The organism is Burkholderia sp. HI4860, from assembly GCF_002223045.2.
In the GTDB taxonomy this organism is placed as follows: Bacteria; Pseudomonadota; Gammaproteobacteria; order Burkholderiales; family Burkholderiaceae; genus Burkholderia.
Genome location: NZ_NKFO02000001.1, coordinates 1113751 through 1139195 on the forward strand (window position 1 = coordinate 1113751; position 25445 = coordinate 1139195).

General features: G+C 67.6%; 26 protein-coding genes. 18 read left to right on the forward strand and 8 right to left on the reverse strand.

Translation table 11 applies throughout. The features are described 5' to 3' along the window. Positions 1-71: 71 nt before the first annotated feature. Together CFB34_RS05020 and CFB34_RS05025 are read left to right on the forward strand one after the other, a co-directional pair. On the forward strand, positions 72-1379 hold the full coding sequence (locus tag CFB34_RS05020; RefSeq protein ID WP_089441469.1) for an MFS transporter: 1308 nt from the start codon (positions 72-74) through the stop codon (positions 1377-1379). Position 1380: 1 nt separating this feature from the next. After that, positions 1381-2511, forward strand: a complete 1131-nt coding sequence (locus CFB34_RS05025; protein ID WP_089441470.1) for an amidohydrolase family protein — start codon at positions 1381-1383, stop codon at positions 2509-2511. A 31-nt stretch (positions 2512-2542) separates the two neighbouring features. Here CFB34_RS05025 and CFB34_RS05030 read toward each other — a convergent pair whose 3' ends face one another. The 3 genes from CFB34_RS05030 to CFB34_RS05040 form a co-directional block, all read right to left on the reverse strand. Then, on the reverse strand, positions 2543-3019 hold the full coding sequence (locus CFB34_RS05030) for an SRPBCC family protein (protein ID WP_089441471.1): 477 nt from the start codon (positions 3017-3019) through the stop codon (positions 2543-2545). Positions 3020-3145: 126 nt separating this feature from the next. Continuing rightward, positions 3146-3631: an SRPBCC family protein gene (locus tag CFB34_RS05035; RefSeq protein WP_089441472.1), complete on the reverse strand. Its 486-nt coding sequence runs from the start codon at positions 3629-3631 to the stop codon at positions 3146-3148. Continuing rightward, the gene (locus tag CFB34_RS05040) at positions 3603-3968 is read right to left on the reverse strand and encodes a metalloregulator ArsR/SmtB family transcription factor (RefSeq protein WP_089441473.1); all 366 of its coding nucleotides are present in this window, start codon (positions 3966-3968) and stop codon (positions 3603-3605) included. Before CFB34_RS05040 ends, CFB34_RS05035 begins: the two co-directional genes overlap by 29 nt. 204 nt (positions 3969-4172) lie before the next feature. Between CFB34_RS05040 and CFB34_RS05045 the strand changes: the two genes are divergently transcribed. The 3 genes from CFB34_RS05045 to CFB34_RS05055 all read left to right on the forward strand — a co-directional run bounded on the left by CFB34_RS05045 (position 4173) and on the right by CFB34_RS05055 (position 6188). Continuing rightward, positions 4173-4703 carry a GNAT family N-acetyltransferase gene (locus tag CFB34_RS05045; RefSeq protein ID WP_089441474.1) on the forward strand — a complete coding sequence of 177 codons (531 nt, stop codon included), beginning with the start codon at positions 4173-4175 and terminating at the stop codon, positions 4701-4703. Positions 4704-4714: 11 nt separating this feature from the next. Then, positions 4715-5500 carry a YhfC family glutamic-type intramembrane protease gene (locus CFB34_RS05050; protein ID WP_089441475.1) on the forward strand — a complete coding sequence of 262 codons (786 nt, stop codon included), beginning with the start codon at positions 4715-4717 and terminating at the stop codon, positions 5498-5500. Between the two features lie 109 nt (positions 5501-5609). Continuing rightward, the gene (locus tag CFB34_RS05055; protein ID WP_069252651.1) at positions 5610-6188 is read left to right on the forward strand and encodes a hypothetical protein; all 579 of its coding nucleotides are present in this window, start codon (positions 5610-5612) and stop codon (positions 6186-6188) included. Between the two features lie 84 nt (positions 6189-6272). On the opposite strand, the gene CFB34_RS05060 is transcribed toward CFB34_RS05055, so the two are convergent. After that, a complete protein-coding gene (locus tag CFB34_RS05060) occupies positions 6273-6857 on the reverse strand; it encodes a TetR/AcrR family transcriptional regulator (RefSeq protein WP_089441476.1) in 585 nt (194 codons plus the stop codon). A 341-nt stretch (positions 6858-7198) separates the two neighbouring features. On the opposite strand from CFB34_RS05060, the gene CFB34_RS05065 reads away from it, so the two are divergent. Further along, positions 7199-7903: an SDR family oxidoreductase gene (locus tag CFB34_RS05065; RefSeq protein ID WP_089441477.1), complete on the forward strand. Its 705-nt coding sequence runs from the start codon at positions 7199-7201 to the stop codon at positions 7901-7903. A 64-nt stretch (positions 7904-7967) separates the two neighbouring features. On the opposite strand, the gene fabV is transcribed toward CFB34_RS05065, so the two are convergent. Beyond that, positions 7968-9170, reverse strand: a complete 1203-nt coding sequence (gene fabV, locus CFB34_RS05070) for an enoyl-ACP reductase FabV (RefSeq protein WP_089441478.1) — start codon at positions 9168-9170, stop codon at positions 7968-7970. 161 nt (positions 9171-9331) lie between these two features. Between fabV and CFB34_RS05075 the strand changes: the two genes are divergently transcribed. From CFB34_RS05075 to CFB34_RS05100, 6 genes are all read left to right on the forward strand, one after another. Then, positions 9332-9865, forward strand: coding sequence for a MarR family transcriptional regulator (locus CFB34_RS05075; RefSeq protein WP_011353812.1), 534 nt, complete (start codon positions 9332-9334; stop codon positions 9863-9865). Positions 9866-9953: 88 nt separating this feature from the next. After that, complete coding sequence (locus tag CFB34_RS05080) at positions 9954-11261, forward strand: SDR family oxidoreductase (RefSeq protein WP_089441479.1); 1308 nt, start codon at positions 9954-9956, stop codon at positions 11259-11261. Next, on the forward strand, positions 11258-11728 hold the full coding sequence (locus tag CFB34_RS05085; RefSeq protein WP_089441480.1) for a DUF2269 domain-containing protein: 471 nt from the start codon (positions 11258-11260) through the stop codon (positions 11726-11728). The genes CFB34_RS05080 and CFB34_RS05085 overlap by 4 nt, the downstream gene beginning before the upstream one ends. Before the next feature lie 97 nt (positions 11729-11825). Continuing rightward, complete coding sequence (locus CFB34_RS05090; protein WP_089441481.1) at positions 11826-12698, forward strand: DUF393 domain-containing protein; 873 nt, start codon at positions 11826-11828, stop codon at positions 12696-12698. Then, on the forward strand, positions 12695-14194 hold the full coding sequence (locus CFB34_RS05095) for a TIGR01777 family oxidoreductase (RefSeq protein WP_089441482.1): 1500 nt from the start codon (positions 12695-12697) through the stop codon (positions 14192-14194). Before CFB34_RS05090 ends, CFB34_RS05095 begins: the two co-directional genes overlap by 4 nt. Before the next feature lie 72 nt (positions 14195-14266). Beyond that, complete coding sequence (locus CFB34_RS05100; protein WP_089441483.1) at positions 14267-14890, forward strand: glutathione S-transferase; 624 nt, start codon at positions 14267-14269, stop codon at positions 14888-14890. Between the two features lie 97 nt (positions 14891-14987). On the opposite strand, the gene CFB34_RS05105 is transcribed toward CFB34_RS05100, so the two are convergent. Next, on the reverse strand, positions 14988-16388 hold the full coding sequence (locus tag CFB34_RS05105) for a serine hydrolase (protein ID WP_089441484.1): 1401 nt from the start codon (positions 16386-16388) through the stop codon (positions 14988-14990). A gap of 259 nt (positions 16389-16647) precedes the next feature. Between CFB34_RS05105 and CFB34_RS05110 the strand changes: the two genes are divergently transcribed. From CFB34_RS05110 to CFB34_RS05130, 5 genes are all read left to right on the forward strand, one after another. Further along, a complete protein-coding gene (locus CFB34_RS05110; RefSeq protein ID WP_043181059.1) occupies positions 16648-17067 on the forward strand; it encodes an HIT domain-containing protein in 420 nt (139 codons plus the stop codon). A 256-nt stretch (positions 17068-17323) separates the two neighbouring features. Next, positions 17324-17488 (forward strand): hypothetical protein, encoded by a 165-nt coding sequence (locus tag CFB34_RS05115; protein ID WP_179243774.1) that lies wholly within the window; start codon positions 17324-17326, stop codon positions 17486-17488. Positions 17489-17655: 167 nt separating this feature from the next. Continuing rightward, entirely contained in the window at positions 17656-18315 is a 660-nt protein-coding gene (locus tag CFB34_RS05120; RefSeq protein WP_089441485.1) for an isoprenylcysteine carboxylmethyltransferase family protein, read from the forward strand. Positions 18316-18693: 378 nt separating this feature from the next. Continuing rightward, on the forward strand, positions 18694-19140 hold the full coding sequence (locus tag CFB34_RS05125) for a hypothetical protein (RefSeq protein ID WP_039349867.1): 447 nt from the start codon (positions 18694-18696) through the stop codon (positions 19138-19140). An 873-nt stretch (positions 19141-20013) separates the two neighbouring features. Next, on the forward strand, positions 20014-20850 hold the full coding sequence (locus CFB34_RS05130) for a bifunctional allantoicase/(S)-ureidoglycine aminohydrolase (protein WP_039349877.1): 837 nt from the start codon (positions 20014-20016) through the stop codon (positions 20848-20850). Between the two features lie 201 nt (positions 20851-21051). Here CFB34_RS05130 and CFB34_RS05135 read toward each other — a convergent pair whose 3' ends face one another. Further along, positions 21052-22119 (reverse strand): zinc ribbon domain-containing protein, encoded by a 1068-nt coding sequence (locus CFB34_RS05135; protein ID WP_179243777.1) that lies wholly within the window; start codon positions 22117-22119, stop codon positions 21052-21054. A 158-nt stretch (positions 22120-22277) separates the two neighbouring features. Further along, the gene (locus CFB34_RS05140; protein ID WP_089441487.1) at positions 22278-23072 is read right to left on the reverse strand and encodes an aminoglycoside phosphotransferase family protein; all 795 of its coding nucleotides are present in this window, start codon (positions 23070-23072) and stop codon (positions 22278-22280) included. Between the two features lie 237 nt (positions 23073-23309). Here CFB34_RS05140 and CFB34_RS05145 point away from each other — a divergent pair, with 237 nt between their 5' ends. Further along, the gene (locus CFB34_RS05145) at positions 23310-25439 is read left to right on the forward strand and encodes a PBP1A family penicillin-binding protein (protein ID WP_089441488.1); all 2130 of its coding nucleotides are present in this window, start codon (positions 23310-23312) and stop codon (positions 25437-25439) included. The last annotated feature ends 6 nt before the right edge of the window (positions 25440-25445 follow it).

Below are 25445 nucleotides of genomic sequence, written 5' to 3' on the forward strand. Positions count from 1 at the left end.
TTCATCGAACGAACAAAGGCGTCCCGGCCGTGCCGCGCACGGGCGCGGCCGCCCCCTCCACGGAGACAACCATGACATCCGCTTCCCCGGCACTGGCCGACGCTCGCGAGACCGACGCGTCGATCGAGCAACGGGCCGTGCGCAAGGCCGCGTGGCGCTTCATTCCGCTGCTCGCGCTCGCGTACTTCTTCAACTACCTGGACCGCACGAGCGTCGGCTTCGCGGCGCTCACGATGAACCGCGATCTCGGCCTGACCGCGACGCAGTTCGGCTGGGGCGCGGGGATCATGTTCGCCGGCTACTGCTTGTTCGAGGTGCCGAGCAATCTCGCGCTGTACCGCTTCGGCGCGCGCCGCTGGCTCGCCCGCATCATGATCACCTGGGGGCTGATGGCCGCCGCGACCGCGCTGGCGACCGGGCCGACGAGTTTCTACGCGATCCGGCTGCTGCTCGGCATCGGCGAAGCCGGATTCTTTCCGGGCGTGATCTTCTTCCTCGCGGTGTGGTTTCCGGCGAGCTACCGCACGCGCGTGCTGGCGTGGTTCACCGTGTCGACGCCGCTGTCGTCGCTGATCGGCGGTCCGTTGTCGACGTGGCTGCTGCAGCTCGACGGCGTGCTCGGGCTGGCCGGCTGGAAGTGGATGTTCATCGTCGAAGGGCTGCCGGCGTGCGCGCTCGGTTTTCTCGTGCTGAAGCTGCTGTCCGATTCGCCGGCGCATGCCGCGTGGCTGTCCGACGACGAGCGGGCGGCGCTGCAGCGTGCGTTCGAACGCGACGGCACGGCCGCGGGCCGCAAGAAGCGCTTCGGCGTCGCGCTGCGCGACGTGCGCGTGTACCTGCTCGCGCTGATCTCGTTCGGCTTCACGATGGGGTCCTACGGGATCGGCATCTGGCTGCCGCAGATGCTGAAGGCGCACGGCATGTCGACGATGCAGACGGGCTGGCTGTCCGCGGTGCCGTACTTCTTCGCGACCGTCGCGCTGCTGTGGTGGGCGAGGCGCGTGGACCGGCGCGGCGGCCCGGTTGCGAACCTGGCGATCGGGCTGTTCATCGGCGCGGTGGCGCTCGGCGTGTCGACGCACTTCCTGACGCTCGGGCCGGCCCTCGTCGGCATCACGCTCGCGCTGATCGGCACGATCGCCGGCCGCACGATCTTCTACACGCTGCCGTCGCGCTTCCTGTCCGGCCAGGCCGCGGCCGGCGGGCTCGCGCTGATCAACTCGATCGGCGCGCTCGGCGGCTTCGCGGGGCCTTATCTCGTCGGCTACCTGAAGGACAGCTTCGGCACCTTTACCGCTGGCATGCTCGGCCTCGCGATCGTGCTGGCGATCACGACGCTGCTCACGCTGTCGCTGGTTGCATTCGACCGGAGCGAATGACATGGACACGACGATGTCGATCAAGCGACGCCGGCTGCTCGGTGCGGCCGCCGCCTCGCTCGCGCTGCCCGCGTTCACCAAGGCGCGCGCGGCCACCCAGGAAGGAGTTTCCCGCATGACGACGCAAAGCAACTATCTCGCGGTCCGGCCCGACTGGCTCGCGTCGGCGCTCGAACCCGCGCTCGAGCCCGACCTGCCGATCGTCGACGCGCATCATCATTTCTATGAGCGGCCGGGCTGGATCTACATGCTCGACGACTATCTGCAGGATGCGCGCTCGGGCCACAACATCCAGGCGTCCGTCTACATGCAGGCGCAGACACGCTATCGCGACTCGGGCCCGGCCGAACTGAAACCGGTGGGCGAGACGGCCTACGTCGCGGGCGTGACCGAGCCGCTGCAGCACGGCCCGGTGGCGGTCGCGAAAGGCATCGTCGGCCACGCGGACCTGCGTCTCGGCGAGCGCGTGCGCGACGTGCTCGAAGCGCATCTCGAAGCCGGTCGCGGGCGCTTCCGTGGGGTGCGTCACCTGACGACCTGGGACGCCGATCCGACGCTCGCCAATCCGCTGTCGGCGGTGCCGCGCGGGCTGCTGCTCGATCCCGCGTACCGGGCGGGCGTCGCGCAGCTCGCGCCGCTCGGGCTGTCGTATGACGCGTGGCTGTTCTTTCCGCAACTGCCCGAACTGTTCGAGCTGGCGAAGGCGAACCCCGATACGCGCGTCATCGTCAATCACTGCGGCGGTGTCGTGCGGATCGCCAGTTATGCGGACAAGCGGCCGGAGGTGTTCGAGCGCTGGTCGGCGTCGATGCGCACGCTCGCGCAACTGCCGAACGTGTACGTGAAGGTCGGCGGGCTCGGGATGCGCATCAACGGTTTCGATTTCGAGAAGGGCGAACGGCCGCCGTCTTCCGCGCAGCTCGCCGACACGTGGAAGCCGTGGATGATGACCTGCATCGACGCGTTCGGCCCCGGGCGCTGCATGTTCGAGAGCAATTTCCCGGTCGACAAGGGCTCATATTCGTTCGTGAACGGCTGGAATGCGTTCAAGCGGCTGACCGCGCAGGCGAGCCCGGACGAGCGCGACGCGCTGTTCCGCGGCACGGTCACGCGCGCTTACCGGCTCGGCTGACGCGCGCCGCCGGCCCCGGCGCGGCGCTGGCTCATCCGGCTTCCACCAGCGCCGCGAGCCGCGCCAGCGCCATCTGCCAGCCGGTCTCGTTGTCGGCGGCTGGCACGCCCGGCGGCACCCCGTCGTGCACGGCGTCCACGCGCGTGCCGCCCGCTTCGTCGGACAGCGTGATCGTGATCGTCATGGCACCGCGCAGCATCGGGTCGTCGGTCTCGAACACGTCGATCTCGACGATCTGCTTGTCCGGCACGAGCGTGACGAAGCGGCCGTGATAGGTATCGGTGCGCGCGGTGGTCTTGCCGGTGCCGGCCGACGGCGCGTCGTAGCTCAGCGATACCCGCAGCGCACCGCCTTCGCGTGCGTCGTACGCATGCACGCGGCACGTCATGCCGTCTGGCACCTTCCATTGCTCGACCGCGTGCGGATCGAGCAACGCGCGGTAGACGCGCCCGCGCGGGGCGTTCAGGTGCCGGCTGACCCGGGTCGAATGCGTGTGCGTATGCAACATGTGGCCTCCCGCGGCGTGCGCACGACGGTGCACGCCGGCGGCCGGCGTGTCGTCGTGCTTCCTTCAGGAATCCTAGGCGCGCGAGCGGCGGCATGCAATGACCGCACACACGCGGTCGCGGCCGGCTCAGCGCAATGCGGCCGCGAATTCGTCGAGCTGCGTGATGCAGGTGTTCCAGCCCTCGAAGAAGCCGAGCGCTTCGTGGCGTTCGCGCGTGGCGGCGTCCGGATGCATCACGCGCGCTTCGTAGCGGCTGCCCGCGTCGTCGTCGGCCATCGTGATGATCGCGGTGAAGCCCATCCACGGCGCCTGCGGCCGCCAGCCGCCCGTGAGCATCGACGTGAACACGATGCGCGATTCCGGCACGATGTCGAGGAAGCAGCCGGGATTGTCGCTGCTGCCGCCATCGGGGCCGCGCATGTAGGTGTGGAAGGCGCCGCCCGGACGCAGGTCGAACGCGCGCACTTCGGTGGTCCACGGTTTCGGGCACCACCATTGCTTCAGCAGTTCGGGGTCGGTCCAGGCACGCCACAGCGCGTGGCGCGGGGCACGCAGCGTGCGCGTGATGACGAGATCGTGCGCTTCAACGGGGTCGACGGGGCTGGCTGACATCGTGCTCCTCCTGGTGACGGCGTTCGACGAATTCGACGAGACGATCGGATCGGGCTTCCCATAGCGCGCGCTGCTCGGCGAGCCATGCCTCGGCTTCGGTCAGCCGGCTGCCGACCAGCGTGCAGGTGCGCGAGCGGCCGGCTTTGCGGGTCTGCACCAAGCCGCTGCGCTCGAGCACGGCGACGTGCTTCATGAACGACGGCAGCGCCATGTCGAACGGTTCGGCCAGCGCGGAGACGGTCCGTTCGCCGTGGCCGAGCATGCTGACGATCGCGCAGCGCGTGGGATCGGCGAGGGCGTGGAAAACGTCGCTGATGCCGGGTTGAAAGTTAGCCATGTGGCTAAGTATAGGAGAGACGAACGGCGATGCAATGGAATTTTTCGTCGCGTAGGATGATGGGGCGGTAACACGTGCCGACCGGGCGCGGCGTTGCCGCGCGCCTGCCGACGTTGCGCGAGCCGCGACGGCCGCCCGGCGTTCCTTCCCATCCGGACGCACGCCGAACCCATGTGTGCGACCCAACTGACTACCGGAGTTGGCATGACCGAATCCGTTACCGTCCGCCGCGTCGGCGCGGGCGAAGCGAAGCGCTGTGTCGAAGCACTGGCCGACGTGCTGATCGATTGCGTCGAGGGCGGCGCGTCCGTCAGCTTCATGTTGCCGATCGAGCGGGCGACCGCCGTCGCGTTCTGGACGAATGTCGCCGACGGCGTCGCGAACGGCGAGCGCATCCTGCTCGTTGCCGAGGACGCGGCCGGCCGGATCGTCGGCACCGTGCAGGTCGTGACCGCGCAGCCCGAGAACCAGCCGCATCGCGCCGATATCTCGAAGATGCTCGTGTCGCGGCACGCGCGCCGGCAGGGCATCGCCGCGCGGCTGATGGCGGCGGCCGATGCGGCCGCGCGCGACGCGGGCAAGACCGTGCTCGTGCTCGATACCGTGACGGGCGGTGACGCCGAGCGGCTGTACGAGCGGGCCGGCTGGCAGCGTGTCGGTGTCGTGCCGAACTACGCGCTGATGCCCGACGGCACGCTGTGCGCGACGACGTATTTCCACAAGCAGCTCGCGTAACGGCATTCGTCATGCATCCCGTCGCCCCGGCGCTCCTGTTCGTCACGCTCGCGGTGGGCGTCGTGGCGCTGACTGCGCCGGTGTTGCTCGCGGCCGCATGGCGGCGCCGCGCGCAGGTGCCGTGGCGGGTGTTTTTCTACGGCATGCTGACCTTTTTCGTGTTCCAGCCGGTATTGCGCATGTCGTGGCAGATTCCGCTGTTCCACTGGCTCGGCAACGATGCGCGCTGGCACCTGCCGATGCTCGTGTTCGCGGCGCTGACGGCCGGGCTCTTCGAGGAGTGCGGGCGCTGGGTCGCTTTCCGGTATCTGCTGCCGAAGCGACATGACGCGCCAACGGCCGTGATGCTCGGGCTCGGGCACGGCGGGCTGGAGGCGATGCTGCTGGTCGGCGTCGGATTCATCGCGCTCGCTACCGCCTACTTGCTCGCGCGAGCAGGCGTCGTGGTGCCTGAAGGTGCGCAGTCACTGATCGGGTCGCAGTTCTCCGGCATGACACTCGCGTCGCCGTTACTCGCGCTGTTGGAGCGCGCAAGCGCGATGGCCGCGCACGTGGGGCTGTCGCTGATCGTGCTGCAGGCATTCGTCCGCGGCACGAAGCGCTGGCTCGCATATGCGATCGCGTTTCATTTCCTGTTCGACCTCGTCGCCGTACTGCTGACGCGGTACTGGCATGTCGATACCGTGCTGGTCGAGGTGCTCCTGTTCGTGTGCAGTGTCGCGCTTCTGTGGCTGGGGATGCGCTGGAGCCGCCGGATGACGGGCGCCGGCGAGGCGAGCACGGGGCATGTTGTCTGATTGGCCGGGCTTCGTCAGGGAATCAAGCAAGGCCGCAGACATCGCCGGTCCGATATAGTCACGCAGGAAGACTTCAGCAGAACGAGAACGCCCCGGAACTACCGCCCCGATGAAACGCTCCCATGTCGCTTTCGCCCTCACGGGCCTGCTCGTCGCGCTGCCGATTGCCGCGTATGCGCTCGTCAAGCCGTTGCGCGTCGTCGCGCCCGCGCTGGTTCCCGGTGTGTCGTGCCCGAGCGCCGATATCTGCACGGACGATGCCGCGAAGCTCGGCGACGCGCAGCAGCTCTATCGCGACGGCTATGCGCGCGCGGCCGCGGCCGTCGGTGCATTTCAGGCGGCACCGCGCGTCGTGTTCTGCTCGACGCGGGCGTGCGCCGATGCGTTCGGCCTCGGCCAACGCGCGGCGCTGACGCTCGGGAATTTCGGCGTGGTGGTCGCACCGCGCGGCTGGCAGACCTACTTTCTCGCGCACGAACTGATCCATCACCGGCAGGCCGAAGTGCTCGGCAACCTGGCCGTCGCGACCCGGCCGCGCTGGCTGATCGAAGGGATGGCGTATTCGCTCAGCGACGATCCGCGCCACCCGCTCGCGGAGCCGTTCGAAGCGTGGCGCACGCGTTTTGCCGCCTGGAATGCGGCGCGCGGTGCCCAGCCGCTGTGGGATGCCGCACGGGCGGTCGAATAGCGCGGCAACGCGCCGAAACGTCGCCGCACTAGTGAGCCCACTCACACGCAGCGCGAGCCGACACGTCACGACGCCATGGCGCGGCTACGCCGGCGCGCCCGGATCGTCGCGCCCGGCGGTGAGCGTCTCCCGCCCGGCGGCGAGGATCTCGTCGGCCAGCGCCGGATCGGTGCCGGCGATCGCGCGCGACAGTACGAGCGCGCCGACCATCTGGCTGAAGACCGCGACCGCATCGCGACGCGTCTGCGCCGGCGTCGCGCCTTCCGTGGCCACCATCCGTTCCAGCCGATCGAGATACGTGGCGAGGCCGCGCGCGTAGCACGCCCGCGCCGCGTCGGTCAGGCGCGGCGCATCGCCCGCGAAACCGGACAGCGGGCATCCGGCCTCGACGTTGTCGCGATGCGCGGCCGACAGATACAACGCCACCTGCGCGTCGAGACTGCCGGCATTCGGCGAATCCGCGCGATCCTGCATCGCCTTTTCCATCACCTCGGCGACTAGCGCATCTTTCGACTTGAAGTGGTTGTAGAAGCCGCCCTGCGTGAAGCCGGCTTCCTTCATCAGCTCGGTGAGCCCGACCGCGTCGACGCCGCGCGCGCGGAACAGCCGCTCGGCGGCCGCGACGATCGCACTCCGGTTCTCGGCAGCCTGCTGTCTTGACACGCCCATCGATCCCTCCCTGATTTCGTCGATCGCGTCGATTGGAAAACACAATGGCGATCACCATTGACATGCCCGAGGGGCGAGAACACAATGCACCGCAAAGACAATGGTGATCGACATTGACATCGAGTGTAGCCGACTTGGCGGCGGGTGCAAAGCCGCTGCCGGAACACCAGATGGCAAGCGGTCGGGGTCTTGGGCGCCGCCGGGTCACGGGCACCGGGCGGCTCGCCGTCTGCCGGCGGCGTCGCCACGGTTCGACAAGCAACGGCAGGCTGGTTTTCCACCGGATCTCACGCGCGCGGCGAGCCGGCGCGCATGCGATTCATCATGCGAAAGGAACGAACATGAAGATCGAAGGTGCAGTGGTGTTCATCACGGGCGCAAACCGCGGGCTCGGGCTCGAGTTCGCGAAGCAGGCTCTGGCGAGAGGGGCGCGCAAGGTTTATGCGGCGGCGCGCGATCCGGCCACCGTGACGCTGCCGGGCGTCGTGCCGGTGAAGCTCGACGTGACCGATCCGGCGGCCGTCGCCGCCGCGGCCGATGCCGCACGCGACGTCACGCTGCTGATCAACAACGCGGGCATTGCGCGGCTCGGCAGCCTGACCGACGACGGCGCGCCCGACGCGTTGCGCGATCACTTCGAAACCAACGTGTTCGGGATGCTGGCGATGTCGCGCGCGTTCGCGGGCATCCTCGCCGGGAATGGCGGCGGCGCGATCCTGAACATCCTGTCCGTCGCGAGCTGGGTGAACCGGCCGATCCTGTCGGGCTACGGCGTGTCGAAATCGGCGGCGTGGGCGCTGACCAACGGGTTGCGCCATTCGCTGCGCGAGCAGCACACGCAGGTCGTCGGGCTGCATGCCGGCTTCATCGATACCGACCTGACGGCCGGCCTCGACGTGCCGAAGGCGACGCCAGCCGACGTCGTGCGCCAGGCGTACGAAGCGATCGAGGCGGGGGAAGAAGAAGTGTCGACCGACGAGTTCACGCGGCAGGTGAAGGCCACGCTGTCGTCGGGCGTTTATCTGGAAGAACCGGCGCCGCGTTGACGTCGCCGGTACCGCGAACCTGCCACCCGCGCTGCTTGGGCAGCACGGGCGGCGGGCCGACCCGTCAGACGGTGGTGTCGATGATGCCCGGGATCTTCACGTCCGGGTTCACGTCCGCGTCGTAGTCGACGCCGGCGATCTCGAAGCCGAACAGCCGCAGGAACTCGGTCTTGTAGCCGGTGAAGTCGGTCAGTTCGTACAGGTTCTCGTTCGTCACGTGGTTCCACTGCGCGACGACCTTCGCCTGAACTTGCGGATCGAGCTCCTTGTAGTCCGCGCGCAGGCGGCCTTCTTCGTCGACGTGCGGCGTCGCGCCGTACAGGCTGTCCTTGAACAGGCCGTACACCTGCTCGATGCAGCCTTCGTGCGTGCCGGCTTCCTTCATCGTCTTGAACAGCAGCGACAGGTACAGCGGCATCATCGGGATCGCCGAGCTGGCCTGCGTGACGACCGCCTTCAGCACCGACACGCGCGCGTCGCCGCCGTGCGCGACGAGCTTGTCGCGGATCGACAGCACTTTCTTGTCGAGATCCTTCTTCGCTTCGCCGATCGAGCCGTTCCAGTAGATGTCGTGCGTGATCTGCTCGCCGAGATACGTGAACGCGGTGGTCTTCGCGCCGTCGGCCAGCACGCCGGCTTCATCGAGCGCGTCGATCCACATCTGCCAGTCCTCGCCGCCCATCACGGCGACGGTGCCGTCGATCTCTTCCTGCGTCGCCGGTTCCAGCGTGACGTCGCGGATCACTTCCTTGTCGGTGTCGAGGCCGCGGAACGTGACCGTCTTGCCGATCGGCTTGAGCGTCGAGCTGATGGTTTCGCCCGTCTTCGGGTGCGTGCGGCGCGGTGCCGCGAGGCTGTAGACGACGAGATCGACCTTGCCGAGATCCTGCTTGATGGTGTCGATCGTGACCTGCTTCACCTTGTCGGAGAATGCGTCGCCGTTGATGCTGCGCGCATAGCGCCCCTTTTCGGCGGCGAATTTCTCGAACGCGGCGGTGTTGTACCAGCCGGCCGTGCCGGGCTTCGTCTCGCTGCCGGCACGCTCGAAGAACACGCCGAGCGTGTCCGCGTCCGAGCCGAAGGCGGCCGAGATCCGGGCGGCGAGGCCGTAGCCGGTCGACGCGCCGATCACGAGCACCTTTTTCGGGCCGTTGGCGATCGGGCCGTGCGAAGTCACGTAGTCGATCTGTTCCTTGACGTTGGCTTCGCAGCCGACCGGATGAGTCGTCACGCAGATGAAGCCACGCACGCGCGGTTTGATGATCATGGAAACCTCTTGTCTGAAAGGCAGAAAACGGCCTGAATTCGGGAAAATCCCGCGCATTGTAAAGGAAGCCGCCGATCGCGGGCGGGCGCCGCCGGAACCGGTCGGGTCGCCCACTTATTTCTCTATTGACAGAAATAACTGAAATGCCTAAATTTCACGTCATGGAACTCACACCGATTGCCGAACGATTCATTCTCCACTGGGGCGAAATGGGCTCGCGGTGGGGCGTCAACCGCACCGTCTCGCAGATCCACGCGCTGCTCTATCTGGCCGGCCGGCCGATCGCGGCCGACGAGATCGCCGAGACGCTCAACGTGGCGCGCTCCAACGTCAGCACGAGCCTGAAGGAGCTTCAGGCGTGGCGGCTGGCGAAAGTCGTGCACGTGCTGGGCGACCGCCGCGACCACTTCGAGACGTCGACCGACATCTGGGAGCTGTTCAAGCTGATCGTCGAAGGGCGGCGGCAGCGCGAGATCGAGCCGACGCTCACGGTGCTGCGCGACTGCCTGACGAATCCCGAGATCGCGAACGAGAGCCGCGAGACCGAGCAACGCATCCGCGACACGCTGCAGTTCGTCGAGACGCTCACGACCTGGTCGGACGAGATGCTGCGGCTCAAGCCCGATACGCTGATGAAGGCGCTCGGCATCGGCGCGAAGATCAGCCAGACTGTCAGGCGCAAGCCGTCGAAGTAAGCAGGACACGCCGTGCGGGCAGCCAGCCCGCTTTTTTTGGGGTTGTTATTTCTGTCTATACAGAAATAACTGTAAATAGAGGATGAAAATGACCGCCGTCTTGCCGTCGACCCGCCCGCCTGGCCGCACCGGGGCGCGCAGCATGACCGTGCTCGTGTGCGGGGCGAACGGCTTCATCGGGCGGGCACTGTGCGCGCGGCTCGAAGCCGGCGGCCATCGCGTGCTGCGCGGCGTGCGTCAGGCGGCCGGCCCGTCCGACGTCGCGATCGACTTCGCGAAGGACGTCGACCCCGACGCGTGGCTCGCGCGGCTGGAAGGCGTCGACGTGGTGATCAACGCGGTCGGCATCCTTGCCGATCAGCGCGGCGCGACGCTCGACGCCGTACATCGCGCCGCGCCGTGCGCGCTCTTCACCGCGTGCTGCCGCGCCGGCGTGCGGCGCGTGATCCAGATCTCGGCGCTCGGCGTCGAGCGTGGCGATACGCGCTACTTCGCCAGCAAGGTCGCGGCCGACTGCTTCCTGCAGACGCTGCCGATCGACTTCCGGATCGTGCGTCCCGCGCTCGTCTACGGCACGGACGGCGCGTCGGCGCGGTTTTTCCGGATGCTCGCGAGCCTGCCGGTGCAGGTGCTGCCGGCGGGCGGCCATCAGCGGCTGCGCCCCGTGCACGTCGACGATCTCGCCGAAGTCGTCGCGCGGTGCGTCGATGCGCCGGCGGCCGGCCGCCCGGTGATCGACGTGGTCGGCGCCGACGAAGTCGAATACCGCGAGATGCTGGCCCGCTACCGCGCCGCGCTGGGGTTTGCACCGGCCGTTCGCATCGGATTGCCGGGCTCGCTGGCCGGTGTGGCGGCCGTGCTGCTTGGCACGCTGCCGGGCGCGATCTTCACGCGCGATACGTGGACGATGCTGCGTGGCGGGAACACCGGCGATCCGGCCGCCGCCACGGCGATGCTCGGCCGGCCGCTGCGCGGGATCGACGGTTTCATCGGCGCGGACGCCGCGGCGCTGCGTCGCGACGCGCTCGCGATGTGGCGTCGTCCGCTGTTGCTGGGCGCGCTGGCGATCGTGTGGATCTGGACGGCCATCGCCAGCGCGTTCGTCCATCCGTTGCACGCGAGCCTCGCGCTGCTTGCACCCGCGCACCTGACGGGGCTGCCCGCGCTGATCGCGCTTTATGCGGCCAGCGCGCTGGATTTCGCGTTCGGCGTCGCAACCGTCGTCGCGCCGTCGCGTCGCCTGTGGGCCGCGCAAGCCGCGCTGATCGTCGCGTATTCGGCCGTCATCGCGGTCACGATGCCGGGCCTGCTCGCCGAACCGTTCGGCCCCGTGCTCAAGAACGTGCCGATTCTCGCGATCCTGTTGATCCTTTTTTCAGAAGAAGAACAAGCATGAATACCTATCTCGTCATCAAGGCGCTTCACATCCTGTCTTCGGTGCTGCTGGTCGGCACCGGGTTCGGCACCGCGTTCTACCTGTTCTTCGCGAACCGCACGCGCTCGGTGCCCGCGATCGCGGCCGTGTCGCGGCTCGTGGTGCGCGCGGACTGGTGGTTCACGACCCCGGCCGTGATCTTCCAGCCGGCATCGGGCCTGTGGCTCGCGCATACGGCCGGCTGGCCGTGGGATACGCCGTGGCTCATGGCGTCGATCGTGCTGTACGCGATCGCCGGCGTGTGCTGGCTGCCGGTCGTGTGGCTGCAGGTCGAACTGGCTGCGATGGCGAAACTCGCGCACGCGAACGGTGATGCCGCGCTGCCGGATCGGTACTGGCTTTACGCGAAGCGCTGGGAACTGCTCGGCTATCCGGCGTTCTTCGCGATGCTGACCGTCTACTTCCTGATGGTGCTCAAGCCGATGTAAGTGCGTTGCCGCCGCACGGGAGCGGCGATACGGCGTGCGTGAAAGCAGTCGATCGATTCATGAGGCATGCGACAGACAAAAAGAAGGAATGCGAATCATGGACTCAAGTGAACTGGTGCTGTACTTCGACGGACGATGTCCGTTATGCGTGGCGGAGATCAAGCGTCTCGAGGCGCGCGACGCGCGACGCCGGCTGGCCTTCGTCGATTTCGCCGAGCCGGGTTTCGATCCCGCGCCGCTGGGCGTCGACCTGCCCGCGCTGAATCGCGAGCTGCACGCGCGTTTGCCCGACGGACGCATGCTGACCGGCGTGGACAGCATCCTGGCCGCCCAGGCGCTGACCGGCCGTCGCTGGGTCGTCCGGCTGCTTCGCGTGCCGGCCGTGCGCGGTGCGTTGGCGCTGCTATATCGCCGCTTTGCGCGCAACCGGCATGCGGTATCGCGCTGGCTCGGCTATCGCACCGAAGCGCCGTGCGATGGAGCGGCGTGCGGTAGCGGTCGCGACCATGCTGCCGCACCCACGGTGGATCGTCCGGCGGGTGACGCGGCGCGCCGGATCGTCGTGACCTGGATGTACTGCGCGGCGCTTGCACATCTGCTCGTCGGCGTTGCCGTTCCTTGGGTTGCAAGCGCGCCGTGGCTCGACGCGTATCACCGCGCCATCGAGCTGCATTTCTGGGCGGGAGCGGCGCCTGACGCGGCGCATGCGCAACAGATCTGGTGGATGTCGCTGATGGGCGCGACGGTGCAATGCGCGTCGGTCTGGATGCTGGCGCTCGTGCACCTCGGCAACAGGTTGCAGAAACGGGAAGTGTGGGGATGGCTGCTGGCCGGCCTGCTGATCTGGGCGCCGCAGGACATGCTGTTTTCATTGCAGGCCCGGGTATCGGGCCACGTGGCGATCGACGCGGCGGCACTCGTCGCGATGGTGCCGCCGCTTGTCTGGCTTTGGAGGAGGGACGCGGTATGAACACCTTGCCCGCTTACGACTGGGTACTCAACCTGCTGATCGTGCAGGGCGCGATGGGCGCATTCGATACGCTCTATCACCACGAACTCACGCAGGATCTGCCGCACAGCCCGCGCGCGCGGCTCGAGCTGGGAATTCACGCGGTGCGCTCCGTGCTTTACGGTCTCGTGTTCGCATCGATCGCGAACGTCGCCTTTCACGGCGCGTGGGTCGCGGCCCTCGCGGTGGTGGTCGTCGTCGAGGTGGTGCTGACGTTGTGGGATTTCGTCGTCGAAGACCAGAGCCGCAAGCTGCCCGCGACCGAGCGCGTGCTGCACACGCTGCTGGCCGTCAACGGCGGCGCGCTGTTCGGGATGATCGCGATGCAGCTGGCCGCGTGGGCGCACGAGCCGACCGCGCTGCAGGCGATCGACCTCGGCTGGCGCGGCTGGTTGCTGAGCCTGTTTGCCGCGGGCGTGACGGTATCGGGGATCCGCGACGGAATTGCGGCCTGCCGGATCGCGCGACGCGAGCCGGTCGTCAATCCGTTCGCGGGGCAGCCGCCGGGGAATGTGCTCGTGACCGGCGGGACCGGCTTCATCGGCGAAACCCTCGTGAACCAGTTGCTCGATGCGGGGAATACGGTCACGTTGCTGGCACGCGATCCGCTGCGCGCGGCCTACCAGTTTCACGGCCGCGTGCGCAGCGTGACGTCCGTCGAACAGCTGCAGCCGCACGAGCGTTTCGACACGGTCATCAATCTCGCGGGGGCGCCGGTGATGGGCGCGCGCTGGAGCAAGCGCCGGCAGGCGGTGCTGCTCGCCAGCCGCGTCGGCGTGACGGAATCGCTGATGCGCTGGGTCGAGACCGCCGACGTCAAGCCGCGCACGTGGATCCAGGCATCGGCGATCGGTTACTACGGCGTGCGTCCTTCGGACGAGCGGCTCGACGAAGGCAGCAGCGCCGGCAGCGGCTTCATGTCGGCGCTGTGCCGGCAGTGGGAGCAGTCGGCACAACCGCTCGAGCGTCATGGCGTTCGCTCGGTCGTGTTGCGGCTGGGCGTCGTGTTCGGCCCCGGCGGCGCGCTGCGCCCGATGCTGCTGCCGCATTACTTCGGGATGGGCGGGCGATTCGGCGACGGCGCGCAGGTGATGAGCTGGATCCACCGGGACGACGTGCTGCGGATCATCGCGCGTGCGATGGCGAATTCGGGCATGCACGGCGTCTACAACGCGGTCGCGCCCGCACCGCTGACCCAGCGCGAGTTCGTGCAGGTCGTGTCGAAGGTGCTGCATCGTCCGGCCTGGCTGCACGTGCCGGCCGCGCCGCTGCGCGTTGCGATGGGCGAGATGGCCGAGCTGCTGCTGGACGGCCAGCGCGTGATACCGGCGCGGCTGCATCAGGACGGATTCATGTTCCGGTTCCCGACGGCCGAGCATGCGCTGCGTGACCTGACGAATCGGCCGCACGCGGATTTTCCGGGCACGGCATGTCGTTTGCCCTGCGGTCGCGTATAAACTCGGCGTGAACGCATTCGGGATGTGTCGTGCGTCCCGAATGCTCCGCATCCGACCTCACAAGGAGACTGCATGCTGCACATCCTCGGCAAGATCCCGTCCATCAACGTCCGCAAGGTGCTGTGGCTGTGCACCGAGCTGAACCTGCCGTTCGAACAGGAGGACTGGGGCGCGGGCTTCCGCACGACCCACGATCCGGCCTATCTCGCGCTGAATCCGAACGGTCTCGTGCCCGTCATCAAGGACGACGATTTCGTGCTCTGGGAATCGAACACGATCATCCGCTACCTCGCGAACCGCTATGGCGGCGACGCGCTGTATCCGGCCGAGCCGCAGGCGCGCGCGCGGGTCGATCAATGGATCGACTGGCAGGGTGCGGACCTGAACCGCTCGTGGGTCGGCGCGTTCCTCGGCCTCGTGCGCAAATCGCCCGATCATCAGGATCCGGCCGGCATCGCGCAGTCGATCGCGGGCTGGACGAAGCACATGCAGGTGCTGAACGCGCAGCTCGAAGCGACCGGTGCGTACGTGGCCGGCAGCAGCTTCACGCTCGCGGACATTCCGATCGGCCTGTCGGTGAACCGCTGGTTCGGCACGCCGTTCGAGCATCCGGATTTCCCGGCGGTGTCGCGCTATATCGAACGTCTCGCGACGCGCGAAGGCTTCCAGAAATACGCGGGCAGCGCGAACCCTTGATGTGTCGCAGGTCGTGTGCGGTGTGGCGGGGTGGCGGCGTGGCAAGCGCCACCGCGTTCGCGTCACGACCGATATGCACGGGCCCTCGGGCCCGTTTTCATGCGCCGGGCGCCGGCACCGCGTCGAGCACGCGTGCGAGAAACGCCTCGTGATTCCACGCGGATTCCGGCCGCGACAGCCCGAGCCGCACGACCACCAGCTGCCGGCTCGGCACCACGCTCACGAACTGGCCTTCATGGCCGACCGCATGAAACGCATCGACCGGCATCGCGACCGCATGCGGATCGCGATCGTTGAACGGCTCCGGCACCTTGACCCACAACTGCGCGCCATATTCCTGCCGCTCCGACTGCGGCGTCGTGCGCGTCAGGTAGCGTACCCAGCCTTGCGGCAGCAGCCGCTGCCCGTCCCACACGCCGTCCTGCAGCAGCAACTGCCCGAAGCGCGCCCAGTCGCGTGCGCTCGCATACATGTACGACGGGCTGACGAGCGTGCCGGACGCATCGGGTTCGAACACCGCGCTGCGCATCCCGAGCGGCGCGAACAGCGCGCGGCGCGGTAACGCGAGGTAGTCGGCGTCGCTGCCGCCCAGTGCCTCGCGCATCACGCGCGCGAGGATCGCGCTCGTGCCGCTCGAGTAGGACCACCGCGTGCCGGGTGTCGCGGCGAGCGGCTTCGCCGATGCGAACCGCGCGGTATCGGGCTGCGCATACAGCATCAACGCGACGTCGGACAGCGGGTCGTCATAGTCCTCGTTGAATTGCAGGCCGCTCGTCATGCGCAGCAGCGCGTCGAGCGTGATGGCCGCGCGCGGATCGCCGCTGCCGCGCCATTCGGGGAGCAGCGCCGACGCATCGGGCGACAGCTTGTGCTGCGCGACGAGCGTGCCGACCAGTGCGGCCGTGACGGTCTTCGTCATCGACCAGCCGGGCAGCGGCGTGTCGGCCGTGAAGCCGGGCGCATAGCGTTCGGCGATCACCTGGCCGCGCCACATCACGACGACCGCGCGCGTGCGCCGCGGCCGCGCCGGATCGGGTTCGTCGAATGCGCGGTCGAGCGCGGTCTGCAGCTTTCGCGCGTCGATGCCGGCCGGCAGCGTGGCCGGTGCAGGCTGTGCAGGCGGCGGATCGGGGAGGGGCGGCAGCACGGCCGGCAACGCGCCGGGCGACGGCCCGAGCGCGAGCGTGCAGCCGAGCCCGGGCCGGAAGTCGGCTTCGCGTTCGGCGAAGCCGGCGAAGGTCGCCGTCGCGCGATGATGGTCGGGATCGATCGACGGGTGTACCAGTTTCAGCAGCGGGTGCACGCCGGCCATGATGTCGACGTCGATCACGGACGCGGCCGGGCGGCCCGACACATACACGCCGGAACACAGCGCCTTCGCCGCATAGCCGGTCGCGATCGGCGCGAGCCGGGACAACATATAGCCCGTGTAGCCGACCGCCGCGACGACGGCGAGCGCGACGCCGCGCAGGATCAGCTTCTTGAAGGGGATCGTCATGCGCGAGCGTCCTCGGTGGCGTGCCGGCAGGCAGCGATGCGGCAGTGTCTCAGGTTCGGGCGATGCGTTGCAATCGCGGTGGCCTGACGCGCGATGGCGACCGGCGGTGGCCCGTGCGTTACGCGTCCTGTGCCCTGCTCGACGATCCGGCCGCCACCACACGGTGAACGAGTTGAAAACGGCCCCGCCGTCGGCCGATAATCGTCCGGCATCGCTTTCCTTTCCCACTCTCCCAGTCCAACCGTCATCGGAAAACGCCATGTCCTACGACAACAACAACCCGTTCGCCAAAATCCTGCGCGGCGAACTGCCGTGCGTGAAAGTCGCGGAAGACGACGCGACCCTCGCGATCATGGATCTGATGCCGCAGGCCGACGGCCACGTGCTCGTGATCCCGAAGGAGCCGGCCGCGCAGATCTTCGAGTTGTCCGGCGATGCCGCCGCGGCCGGCATTCGCATGACGCAGCGTGTGGCGGCGGCGGTGCGCGCGGCGCTCGAGCCGGACGGCGTGTTCATCGGCCAGTTCAACGGCGCGGCCGCCGGCCAGACGGTGCCGCATGTGCACTTCCACGTGATCCCGCGCTGGGAAGGCGCCGAGCTGCGGATGCATGCACGCGAGATCGCCGACGCGGCGACGCTCGAAGCGCTTGCCCAGCGCATTCGCGCGCGTTTCGTGTAACGCGTCGATTGCACGCGGCGACGGCACGGCTTGGCGCACCGGCCAGCCGTCGTGCCAACGCCTGTTTCAGCGGTCATGCGAGGTAACACGTGTAACCGCCGGCGAAACTCGGCCCGGCGCACCCGGCGCTAGACTCCGCGCATTGCTTCACCGAGCGACAGGAAGGGCGGATCGCCTCTTCGTGCCGGCCGCCGCCCTTGACGGCGGCAAGGCTGTTCGCGAGGTGCCATTCGTCTTTCGCGCCGGGAATCGAGCCATGACCAGACTTCTCATCACGCTTGCCCTGATCGCCGGCCTGTCCGGCTGCTACGTCGCACCGCCGTACGGCTACGCGCCCGCGCCGGCCTACTATGGCTATGCGCCGGCGTATTACGCGCCGCCCGTCAGCGTCGGGATCGGCGGCAACTTCCGCATCCGCTGATCCCGCACTGGGCGTAGCTGCCGGCCGCCTCCTTCAGCGCCGACGCGTTGCGCCGGAGACTCGCGCGGATTCGCGTATCGCATGACGGCGGTGTGCTGCGCAGCGCGGCGTGCGCGCACTTCCTATACTTCACAGGAAAGCGCATTCCACGTTCCGGTGAGGTAGCCATGGCAGTCACCCGCAAGATCGCAGTCGCGTCGGCCCTCTCCACGCTCGTCTACCTCGGGCTCGCGGTGCTCGGCAGCGGCGGGTTCGCGGCGTTCTTCTCGCATCCACAGCTGACCGTCGTCGTCGTCGCGACGCTTGCGATGGCCGTCGCCGCGCTGTTCACGGAAGGCAACCTGAGCAGCGGCGAGCGCGAGAATCGCGACAACCGCTGGGTGCTCGCGGCGTTCGGGGTGAGCGGGTTCCTGCTCGCATACCTGCCCGCGCTGACCGACCGGCTCGACTTCTGGACCTTCGGCGGCGATGCGGTGCGCTGGACCGGCGTCGTGCTGTACATCGTGGGCGGTGCGCTGCGCATCTGGCCCGTATTCGTGCTCGGCAAGCGCTTCAGCGGGCTCGTCGCGATCCAGCCGGGCCATACGCTCGTGACCGATGGCATCTACCGCCGCATCCGCAATCCGAGCTATCTCGGCCTGGTCGTCAATTCGGTCGGATGGGCGCTCGCATTCCGATCGGGAGTCGGCTTGCTGCTGGTCGTGCTGACAATGGTGCCGCTCGTCGCGCGCATCCGCTCCGAAGAGGCGCTGCTGCGTGCGCAGTTCGGCGCCGAATACGACGCGTATTGCGCGCGGACCTGGCGTCTGCTGCCGGGCGTGTACTGACCCTCTTCATTGCTTCCCCACGCCGTTTTCGGGCGCCGCCCACGATTCGTTCCCGATGTGTTGCCACGTGTGTCGCAAACGTGCGACGCCGTGCATCGGCGGCCTGTCGTTCCACACGGTCGGACCGGCGGCGGAGCCAATGCTGGCGCGGGTTTGCGGGCGTTCGGGTACAGCCGTTCGAACGCGCTTATTCGTAAACAACTTGTTACCAGAATGTCCACGGCAAGGATGCGGGACCGGTGCTATTCTTCGCCGCAAGCTCAATGAAATGAATTGGTCCGCGGTTCGGCACAATGCCTGACACGACGTCGATCGATTCAGATCGTCGTACCGAGCGGACCTTCAATAACCAGATTGCGAACAAGGAAGAATACGGGAATGTGGAAGAAAATCGCCCCCGCTCTCGTCGTCGCCGCTTTGACCGGCGCGACTGCACTGCCGGCCATGGCAGGTGACATGAACAACGCGCTTGGCGGCGCGCTCGGCGGGGTAGCCGGCGCAGCGGTCGGCGGTGCGCTCGGCGGCAGCACGGGCTCGGTGATCGGCGGCGCCATCGGCGGCGGCGCGGGTGGCGCGGTGACGTCGAACCGTCACGAGCGCACCGGCGCGATCATCGGCGGCGCCCTCGGCGGCGGCGCAGGTACCGCGGCAGGCAACGCGATGGGCGGCCGCACGGGCGGCCTGCTGGGTGCGGCGGTCGGCGGCGGCGCCGGCGCGGCGCTCGGCGGCAACATGTCGCGCAGCTCGTACGAGCGCGATTACGGCGGCCGCGGCGATCGTGGCTACCGCCACCGCAAGCATCACCATCATCGCGACTGGGACTGATCGTTGCTGGCGCAGCCCGGTGCGTGAACCGCGCACCGGCGCGCCGACGGCGTCGGCACCCGACGCGAGAGTCGGCCCGGCGGCCTGCCGGGCCGTCATCGCCGGCCAGACCGGCGAATTCCTTCCGGCTTCGTCAGCCGCGGCCCGATACCCGATCGACGGGCCGGCAAGTTTCTCTCCTCGTTGTATTTCCCCGTTTTCCGACTACATCGACTCTCGCGACTGAATGCGTCCGGGGCGTGCCGATATCGTTCGCGTTCCGTTCGATTTCCGTTGGCCTTGTTGTGTGGCCAGACGACGGCTCATGATTGGCGTGGTGCGGCTGGCCGCCGTGCACACGTTGGCGCGATCCAGTCTGCGTAACCAGAGGTATCGCGCACCGCGTGTGTCGCTGCAACTACAGCGGCTTTTCACTTGCCCCTCCAGCGTCCCGGCGAACGAGCGCGTTGCCTCGCCCGTCAGGATTTCCCTGATAGCCAGACCGTCGCTTCGCACTTCCTCACCGCGTATCACGGCTGCCGGCTAGTAGTGGGAAATCGAATGCAATCCATCGCAACATTTAATTGGTCGATTGCGAACGACTTCGCTATCGTCGGCGATGCTCGCGTACGGCATTGCACCGTGCTGCTGGCCGCGCCTCGCCGCATCATCGCGAGCGCCACGGCCCGGTCGCCGGCCCCACAAGCACGGGCCGTCGCCGTCCGATGAACCGGACGAACCCGTCGCGAAGCCTGGCCGACCGAACGAAGGCGCATGCGCCTTCAAGCCACCCCGACAACGATGTCCCGCCGCCGCATGCGTGCCCCACGCGCATACGTGCCGCCCGATGCCGTTGGCACCCGGGGCCGGACCAACCCATTGCCTGGATGCACTATGTCTAAGACAACGTATTACGCGCCGCACGGCGGCCACCCGCCGCAGACCGATCTGCTGACCGATCGCGCGATGTTCACCGAGGCGTACGCGGTGATCCCGAAGGGTGTGATGCGCGACATCGTCACGAGCTGGCTGCCGTTCTGGACGAACACGCGCCTGTGGGTGATCGCCCGTCCGCTGTCGGGTTTCGCGGAAACCTTCTCGCAGTACATCGTCGAAGTGAACCCGGGCGGCGGTAGCGACAAGCCCGAGCAGGACAAGAACGCCGAAGCGGTGCTGTTCGTCGTCGAAGGCGAAGCCGAGCTGACGCTGCAAGGCACGAAGCACGTGCTGAAGCCGGGCGGCTACGCGTTCATTCCGCCGGGCGCGGACTGGACGCTGCACAACGTCAGCGATGCCGCGGTGCGTTTCCATTGGGTGCGCAAGCACTATCAGGCCGTCGACGGCATTCCGCTGCCGGAAGCCTTCGTGACCAACGAGCAGGACGTCGAGCCGATCCCGATGCCGGGCACCAACGGTGCATGGGTGACGACGCGCTTCGTCGACATGAGCGACATGCGCCACGACATGCACGTGAACATCGTGACGTTCGAGCCGGGCGGCGTGATTCCGTTCGCTGAAACGCACGTGATGGAGCACGGGTTGTATGTGCTGGAAGGGAAGGCCGTTTATCGACTGAACCAGGATTGGGTCGAGGTCGAGGCCGGTGACTTCATGTGGTTGCGTGCGTTCTGCCCGCAGGCGTGTTATTCGGGTGGGCCTGGGCGGTTCCGTTACTTGCTGTACAAGGATGTGAACCGTCACATGAACCTGTTGCTGAATCCGGCGCGGTAAGCGTCGTTCAGGCAGTTGGATGTGAAAGCCCGCCGGTGAATGCCGGCGGGTTTTTTTTCGGGATCTTCGTGGGTTTCCAGGGGGCCGTTTGACGCCCCGTTTCCGACGGTCGGGTGGGCGCGGTTCCAACGGCAGGTATTGCCTGCGGATTCAATCCGGCATCGACGGAATCCAGCCAGTGCGTGTTGCGAACACAGACCGTCAGTCGGATGCCGCTGGCGACTCATTGCCCTGCGTAGTGCCACACTGATGGCAATGCGGAAAGAAGAAGAAATTCCGGCCACCGCATCCGCATACGTTGAAGAGCCGCAATCCGCAATGCACGCAGAACGTGGAGTCGTCGCCGCCGAGATTCCATTGTTTGTCGCATGACGGGCAGCGCTTTTTTTCGAGTGAGCGAACGGCCTTTTCGTATCCGATCGTGCGCGCACGTTCTCCCTGATCCTGCTGCAATTCGAGCCGCTTACGTTCGGCATAGCGCTGAAAGGCCTTCATCATGTAAAGGCCGGCGAACACCGTGAGCGCAATGCCGACCAGGACCCGGACATAGCCGCCGAAATTCGGCAAGTACGGAACCAGTTCGATGAAAAACGCGCTCAGTGAAAACAGGCCGAAGCCATACACGAAAGGCCAGTAGCGCATCTTGCGATAGCGCACGAACAACCAGATCGCGATCAGCAGAATCGGCAGCGTGAGCGCAAGCCGCAGTCCGAACACCTGCAACTCGTAATGCCGGTCCGCCTTTTCGAAGCGCTGTTGGGCTGCCGCGTCCGCGTCGGCGATTTGCGTGTCGACTTGAGTCTGCTGCGACGCCAGGGCCCGTTGCTGGTCGCCGATCGCATCGATCTGATGCTGCCAGTTGACGACCACGGCCTGGAGCGAATCCAGCTTGCGAGTTCTCGCCAGAATGTCCGGATCCCTCGCGCCGTCTCCCGTCACCGAGCGGGTTGCCAGCCAGTTGCGGAAACTTTCCTTCTCGGCCGCGTACTCCTTCGCGGCACGTCCGCGTGCCACCTCCATTGCGTCGGCCTTTTCGGCAAGCGTGTCGTGCCGTGCCTGCAGATCGCGCCGGGCTGCATCCAGCCGCGCCTTCAATGGCGCATCCGCGAATTGCTCGACGACGGGCGGCCCGCCCCTCGGAGCGAAGGCCATGTCGCGAATCACGAGACTGCCGAGCATGTTCAGAAAGACAGCGAAGATGATCGCAATCACCCACGACGCGAGCCGCAGGAGACGTGCCGGACTGGTCAGGCCGTCGCTGGAAGTCATCATTGTTTTGCCTTTGTTGGAATGGTTATATAAGCGGGATTGATTGTCGACGATTCCCGCACCCTTGTCGAACGTCCCCTTTTGGCCCGGAGCCGTCGGTTTTTCCCACGTTCCCCGGAAATTTGCGATGAACCTGTTTTCACGGGCGATGCGTGTGGCTACAGGCCGAGCGCAGCCGCCGCGAGCGTCCCGACCTGCAACCGCGTATCGGGCAGCAGCCCGTCTTCGATCAACCACACCGCAGACAAGCCCGACCACGCGAGTATCCACTGCAGCAGCCGGCGCCTGTCGAGCTTCGCCGCATCGGCCACGAGCGTAACGCGCCGCTCGAACCGCACCGGATCGACCGCAACGTCGTGCGAAGGATTGCAGAACAGGTTCGCGTAGTCGAACGCGCGATCGCCGCGCAGCCCTTTCGGATCGATCGCATGCCAGCCGCGATCGCCGAAATGGAGGATGTTGCCGTGATGGATGTCGCCGTGCAGGACGACTTCGTCGACGGGCGGCCCGTCCAGCAGCTGGCGCGCGACCGTTCCCGAGCAACAAAGCACGTCATTGGCTGAAGCGTCAGACAGCAGCGCCTGAAACCAGTCATGCAGCGCCACGACCGAGGGCGGCTCCGAAGCACGATACGCATGCAGCCGCGCGACGACATCGCACGCGATGCGCATCGCATCGTCGTCATGCCCCGATGCCGAAAAACCCGCCAGCGTCGGTTCCGGCTGCGCCCGTTCGAGCAGGACCGCATCGCCGTCGTGCAGCCACACCTGTGCGGCGCCTTGCCCGTTCCACCAGGTCATCAGCGCATTGCCGCGACGTTCTTCGTCGCAGGTAGCGACTTTCAACATCGCCGGCCGCGATTGCCAGACGACCGGCAGCAGGCCGCCGCTCGCGGTCAGGATCGGGCCGCCGTCGGGAACGAGGCCCCACAGGCCAAGGTATCGATCGAACATCACACGATGCTACCGCCGAACCGGATCGCGCGCAGCACGGTTCGTCCAACGATGCGTCACGCGGTCGCAGATGCGACGTGAACGACCCCGGCGCACTTTCCTAAATAAAATTTAGCCAGCCAAACTTTGGCTAAAGAATGTTCCGGTTTCGTGCCATCCCTTCGACAATGCGCGCCTTTCGTGACGGTCGGCGTCTCTCGAACGCAGCCCGTCGCAGCATCGAAGAAGGAGCACGACATGACCGACCACACCGCATCCCCGCCGCCGCCATCCGCGCCACCGCCACGCCGTCGCCGCATGTGGCGCACGCTCGCGGGCGCGCTGCTCGGCCTGACGGTCGCCTGCGCGGGCATCGGCGCATGGACGATCCAGCGCATCTGGACGCAATTGCCGTCCGTCGAGCACCTCGCCGTCTATCGTCCCGCGCTGCCGCTGCGGATCTTCTCGCGCGACGGCGACCTGCTGGCCGAATACGGCGTCGAGCGGCGCGAGTTCGTGCCGCTCGAGCGCATCCCGCCGCTGATGCGGCAGGCGCTGCTCGCGGCCGAGGACGCGAAGTTCTACCAGCACGGCGCGGTCGATTTCAACGGCCTCGCGCGCGCGACGTTCGCGAACGTCGTGACGGGGCAGCCGGGGCAGGGCGGCAGCACGATCACGATGCAGGTCGCGCGCAACTTCTACCTGACGCGCGACAAGGTGCTGAGCCGCAAGCTCGCCGAGATCCTGATGGCGACCAAGCTCGAACGCGAATACAGCAAGGACAAGCTGCTCGAGCTGTACATGAACGAGATCTATCTGGGCGAGCGCGCGTACGGTTTCGCGGCGGCCGCGAACGTCTATTTCGGCAAGCCGCTCGACGCGCTGAGCGCGGGCGAGGCGGCCGTGCTCGCGGGGCTGCCGAAGGCGCCGTCCGCGTTCAACCCGGTCGTCAATCCGGCACGCGCGACCGCGCGGCGCAACTACGTGCTCGGCCGCATGCATGCGCTCGGCCAGCTCGACGACGCGACGTATCACGCGGCCGTCGGCGCACCGATCGCGCTGGCCACCACGCCGCCGCCGGGGATCATCGCGGCGCCGTACGTCGCCGAGCGCGCACGCCGGATGATGGTCGAGCGTTTTCATGACGATGCCTATACGCTCGGCCTCGACGTGACGACGACGATCTCGATGCGCGACCAGCGCGCGGCCGAATCGTCGCTCGCACGCACGCTGAGCCGCCAGCCGCGCGCGCAGCGCGATGCGCGCAACGGGCTCGAGGGCGCACTGGTGTCGCTCGACGCGGCCACGGGCGACATGCTCGCGCTCGTCGGCGGCGCGGATTTCAACCGCAACGTGTTCGACCATGCGCTGCAGGCGTATCGCCAGCCGGGGTCGAGCTTCAAGCCGTTCGTCTATTCGGCGGCGCTGGAAAAGGGCTACTTCCCGGGCGTGCTCGTCGACGATACGCAGCGCACGCTCACGCATGAGGAAACCGGCGCGCGTCCATGGCGCCCGCGCAATTTCGCCAACAACTACGAGGGCTTCATTCCGGTGCGGCGCGGGCTCATGCGCTCGAAGAACCTGGTGGCGGTCAGCCTGATGCAGGCCACCGACGCGCGCTACGTGCAGCAGCACGCGGTGCACTTCGGCTTCGACGCGCAGCGCAATCCGGCGTCGCTGCCGCTCGCGCTCGGCGCGGGCGCCGTGACGCCGCTCGAACTCGCGAGCGCGTACAGCGTGTTCGCGAACGGCGGCACGCGGATGGAGCCGCGCCTGATCCTGTCGGTGAAGCAGCGTCACGGCGGCGCGATGTACGAGGCGACGGCGCCGTCGGGTGAGCGCGTCGTATCGGCGCGCAATGCGTTCGTGATGGACAGCATGCTGCGTGACGTCGTGAAGTCCGGCACCGCGCGCGGCGCGCTTGCGCTGCGCCGCGACGACGCGGCCGGCAAGACGGGCACGTCGAACGGGTCGAAGGATGTGTGGTTCGCCGGCTACTCGTCGGGCGTCGTCGCGGTCGCGTGGCTCGGCTACGACACGCCGCGCCCGATGGGGCGTGCGACCGGCGCGTCGCTGGCGCTGCCGGTCTGGCTCGACTACATGAAGACGGCCGTCGACGGGCGTACGCCGGTCGAGGCGACGCCGCCGCAGGATGTCGCGCTCGTCGACGGCGACTTCGTCTACGCCGAATACACGCGCGGCACGTGCACGGCCGACGTGCCGTCGTACATCCGCAGCCGCTTCGCGTGCGGCGGGGCGGCGGCAGCGGCGGTGGCTGGTGCGTCCGACGTGCGGGGCGACAACGGCAAGCCCGCCGAATCGACGCCTGCCGCGGTCGATGCGGCCGAGCGCGAACGCGTGCTCGACCTGTTCCGCACGGATGACTGACGCACG

Coding starts and splice junctions, on each gene's coding strand:
- CFB34_RS05105 (WP_089441484.1), bottom strand. CDS start 16,388: ATGACGATCCCCTTCAAGAAGCTGATCCTGCGCGGCGTCGCGCTCGCC.
- CFB34_RS05100 (WP_089441483.1), top strand. CDS start 14,267: ATGCTGCACATCCTCGGCAAGATCCCGTCCATCAACGTCCGCAAGGTG.
- fabV (WP_089441478.1), bottom strand. CDS start 9,170: ATGATCATCAAACCGCGCGTGCGTGGCTTCATCTGCGTGACGACTCAT.
- CFB34_RS05095 (WP_089441482.1), top strand. CDS start 12,695: ATGAACACCTTGCCCGCTTACGACTGGGTACTCAACCTGCTGATCGTG.
- CFB34_RS05060 (WP_089441476.1), bottom strand. CDS start 6,857: ATGGGCGTGTCAAGACAGCAGGCTGCCGAGAACCGGAGTGCGATCGTC.
- CFB34_RS05115 (WP_179243774.1), top strand. CDS start 17,324: ATGACCAGACTTCTCATCACGCTTGCCCTGATCGCCGGCCTGTCCGGC.
- CFB34_RS05135 (WP_179243777.1), bottom strand. CDS start 22,119: ATGACTTCCAGCGACGGCCTGACCAGTCCGGCACGTCTCCTGCGGCTC.
- CFB34_RS05025 (WP_089441470.1), top strand. CDS start 1,381: ATGGACACGACGATGTCGATCAAGCGACGCCGGCTGCTCGGTGCGGCC.
- CFB34_RS05075 (WP_011353812.1), top strand. CDS start 9,332: ATGGAACTCACACCGATTGCCGAACGATTCATTCTCCACTGGGGCGAA.
- CFB34_RS05120 (WP_089441485.1), top strand. CDS start 17,656: ATGGCAGTCACCCGCAAGATCGCAGTCGCGTCGGCCCTCTCCACGCTC.
- CFB34_RS05090 (WP_089441481.1), top strand. CDS start 11,826: ATGGACTCAAGTGAACTGGTGCTGTACTTCGACGGACGATGTCCGTTA.
- CFB34_RS05110 (WP_043181059.1), top strand. CDS start 16,648: ATGTCCTACGACAACAACAACCCGTTCGCCAAAATCCTGCGCGGCGAA.
- CFB34_RS05055 (WP_069252651.1), top strand. CDS start 5,610: ATGAAACGCTCCCATGTCGCTTTCGCCCTCACGGGCCTGCTCGTCGCG.
- CFB34_RS05125 (WP_039349867.1), top strand. CDS start 18,694: ATGTGGAAGAAAATCGCCCCCGCTCTCGTCGTCGCCGCTTTGACCGGC.
- CFB34_RS05080 (WP_089441479.1), top strand. CDS start 9,954: ATGACCGCCGTCTTGCCGTCGACCCGCCCGCCTGGCCGCACCGGGGCG.
- CFB34_RS05045 (WP_089441474.1), top strand. CDS start 4,173: ATGACCGAATCCGTTACCGTCCGCCGCGTCGGCGCGGGCGAAGCGAAG.
- CFB34_RS05145 (WP_089441488.1), top strand. CDS start 23,310: ATGACCGACCACACCGCATCCCCGCCGCCGCCATCCGCGCCACCGCCA.
- CFB34_RS05030 (WP_089441471.1), bottom strand. CDS start 3,019: ATGTTGCATACGCACACGCATTCGACCCGGGTCAGCCGGCACCTGAAC.
- CFB34_RS05020 (WP_089441469.1), top strand. CDS start 72: ATGACATCCGCTTCCCCGGCACTGGCCGACGCTCGCGAGACCGACGCG.
- CFB34_RS05065 (WP_089441477.1), top strand. CDS start 7,199: ATGAAGATCGAAGGTGCAGTGGTGTTCATCACGGGCGCAAACCGCGGG.
- CFB34_RS05140 (WP_089441487.1), bottom strand. CDS start 23,072: ATGTTCGATCGATACCTTGGCCTGTGGGGCCTCGTTCCCGACGGCGGC.
- CFB34_RS05040 (WP_089441473.1), bottom strand. CDS start 3,968: ATGGCTAACTTTCAACCCGGCATCAGCGACGTTTTCCACGCCCTCGCC.
- CFB34_RS05130 (WP_039349877.1), top strand. CDS start 20,014: ATGTCTAAGACAACGTATTACGCGCCGCACGGCGGCCACCCGCCGCAG.
- CFB34_RS05050 (WP_089441475.1), top strand. CDS start 4,715: ATGCATCCCGTCGCCCCGGCGCTCCTGTTCGTCACGCTCGCGGTGGGC.
- CFB34_RS05085 (WP_089441480.1), top strand. CDS start 11,258: ATGAATACCTATCTCGTCATCAAGGCGCTTCACATCCTGTCTTCGGTG.
- CFB34_RS05035 (WP_089441472.1), bottom strand. CDS start 3,631: ATGTCAGCCAGCCCCGTCGACCCCGTTGAAGCGCACGATCTCGTCATC.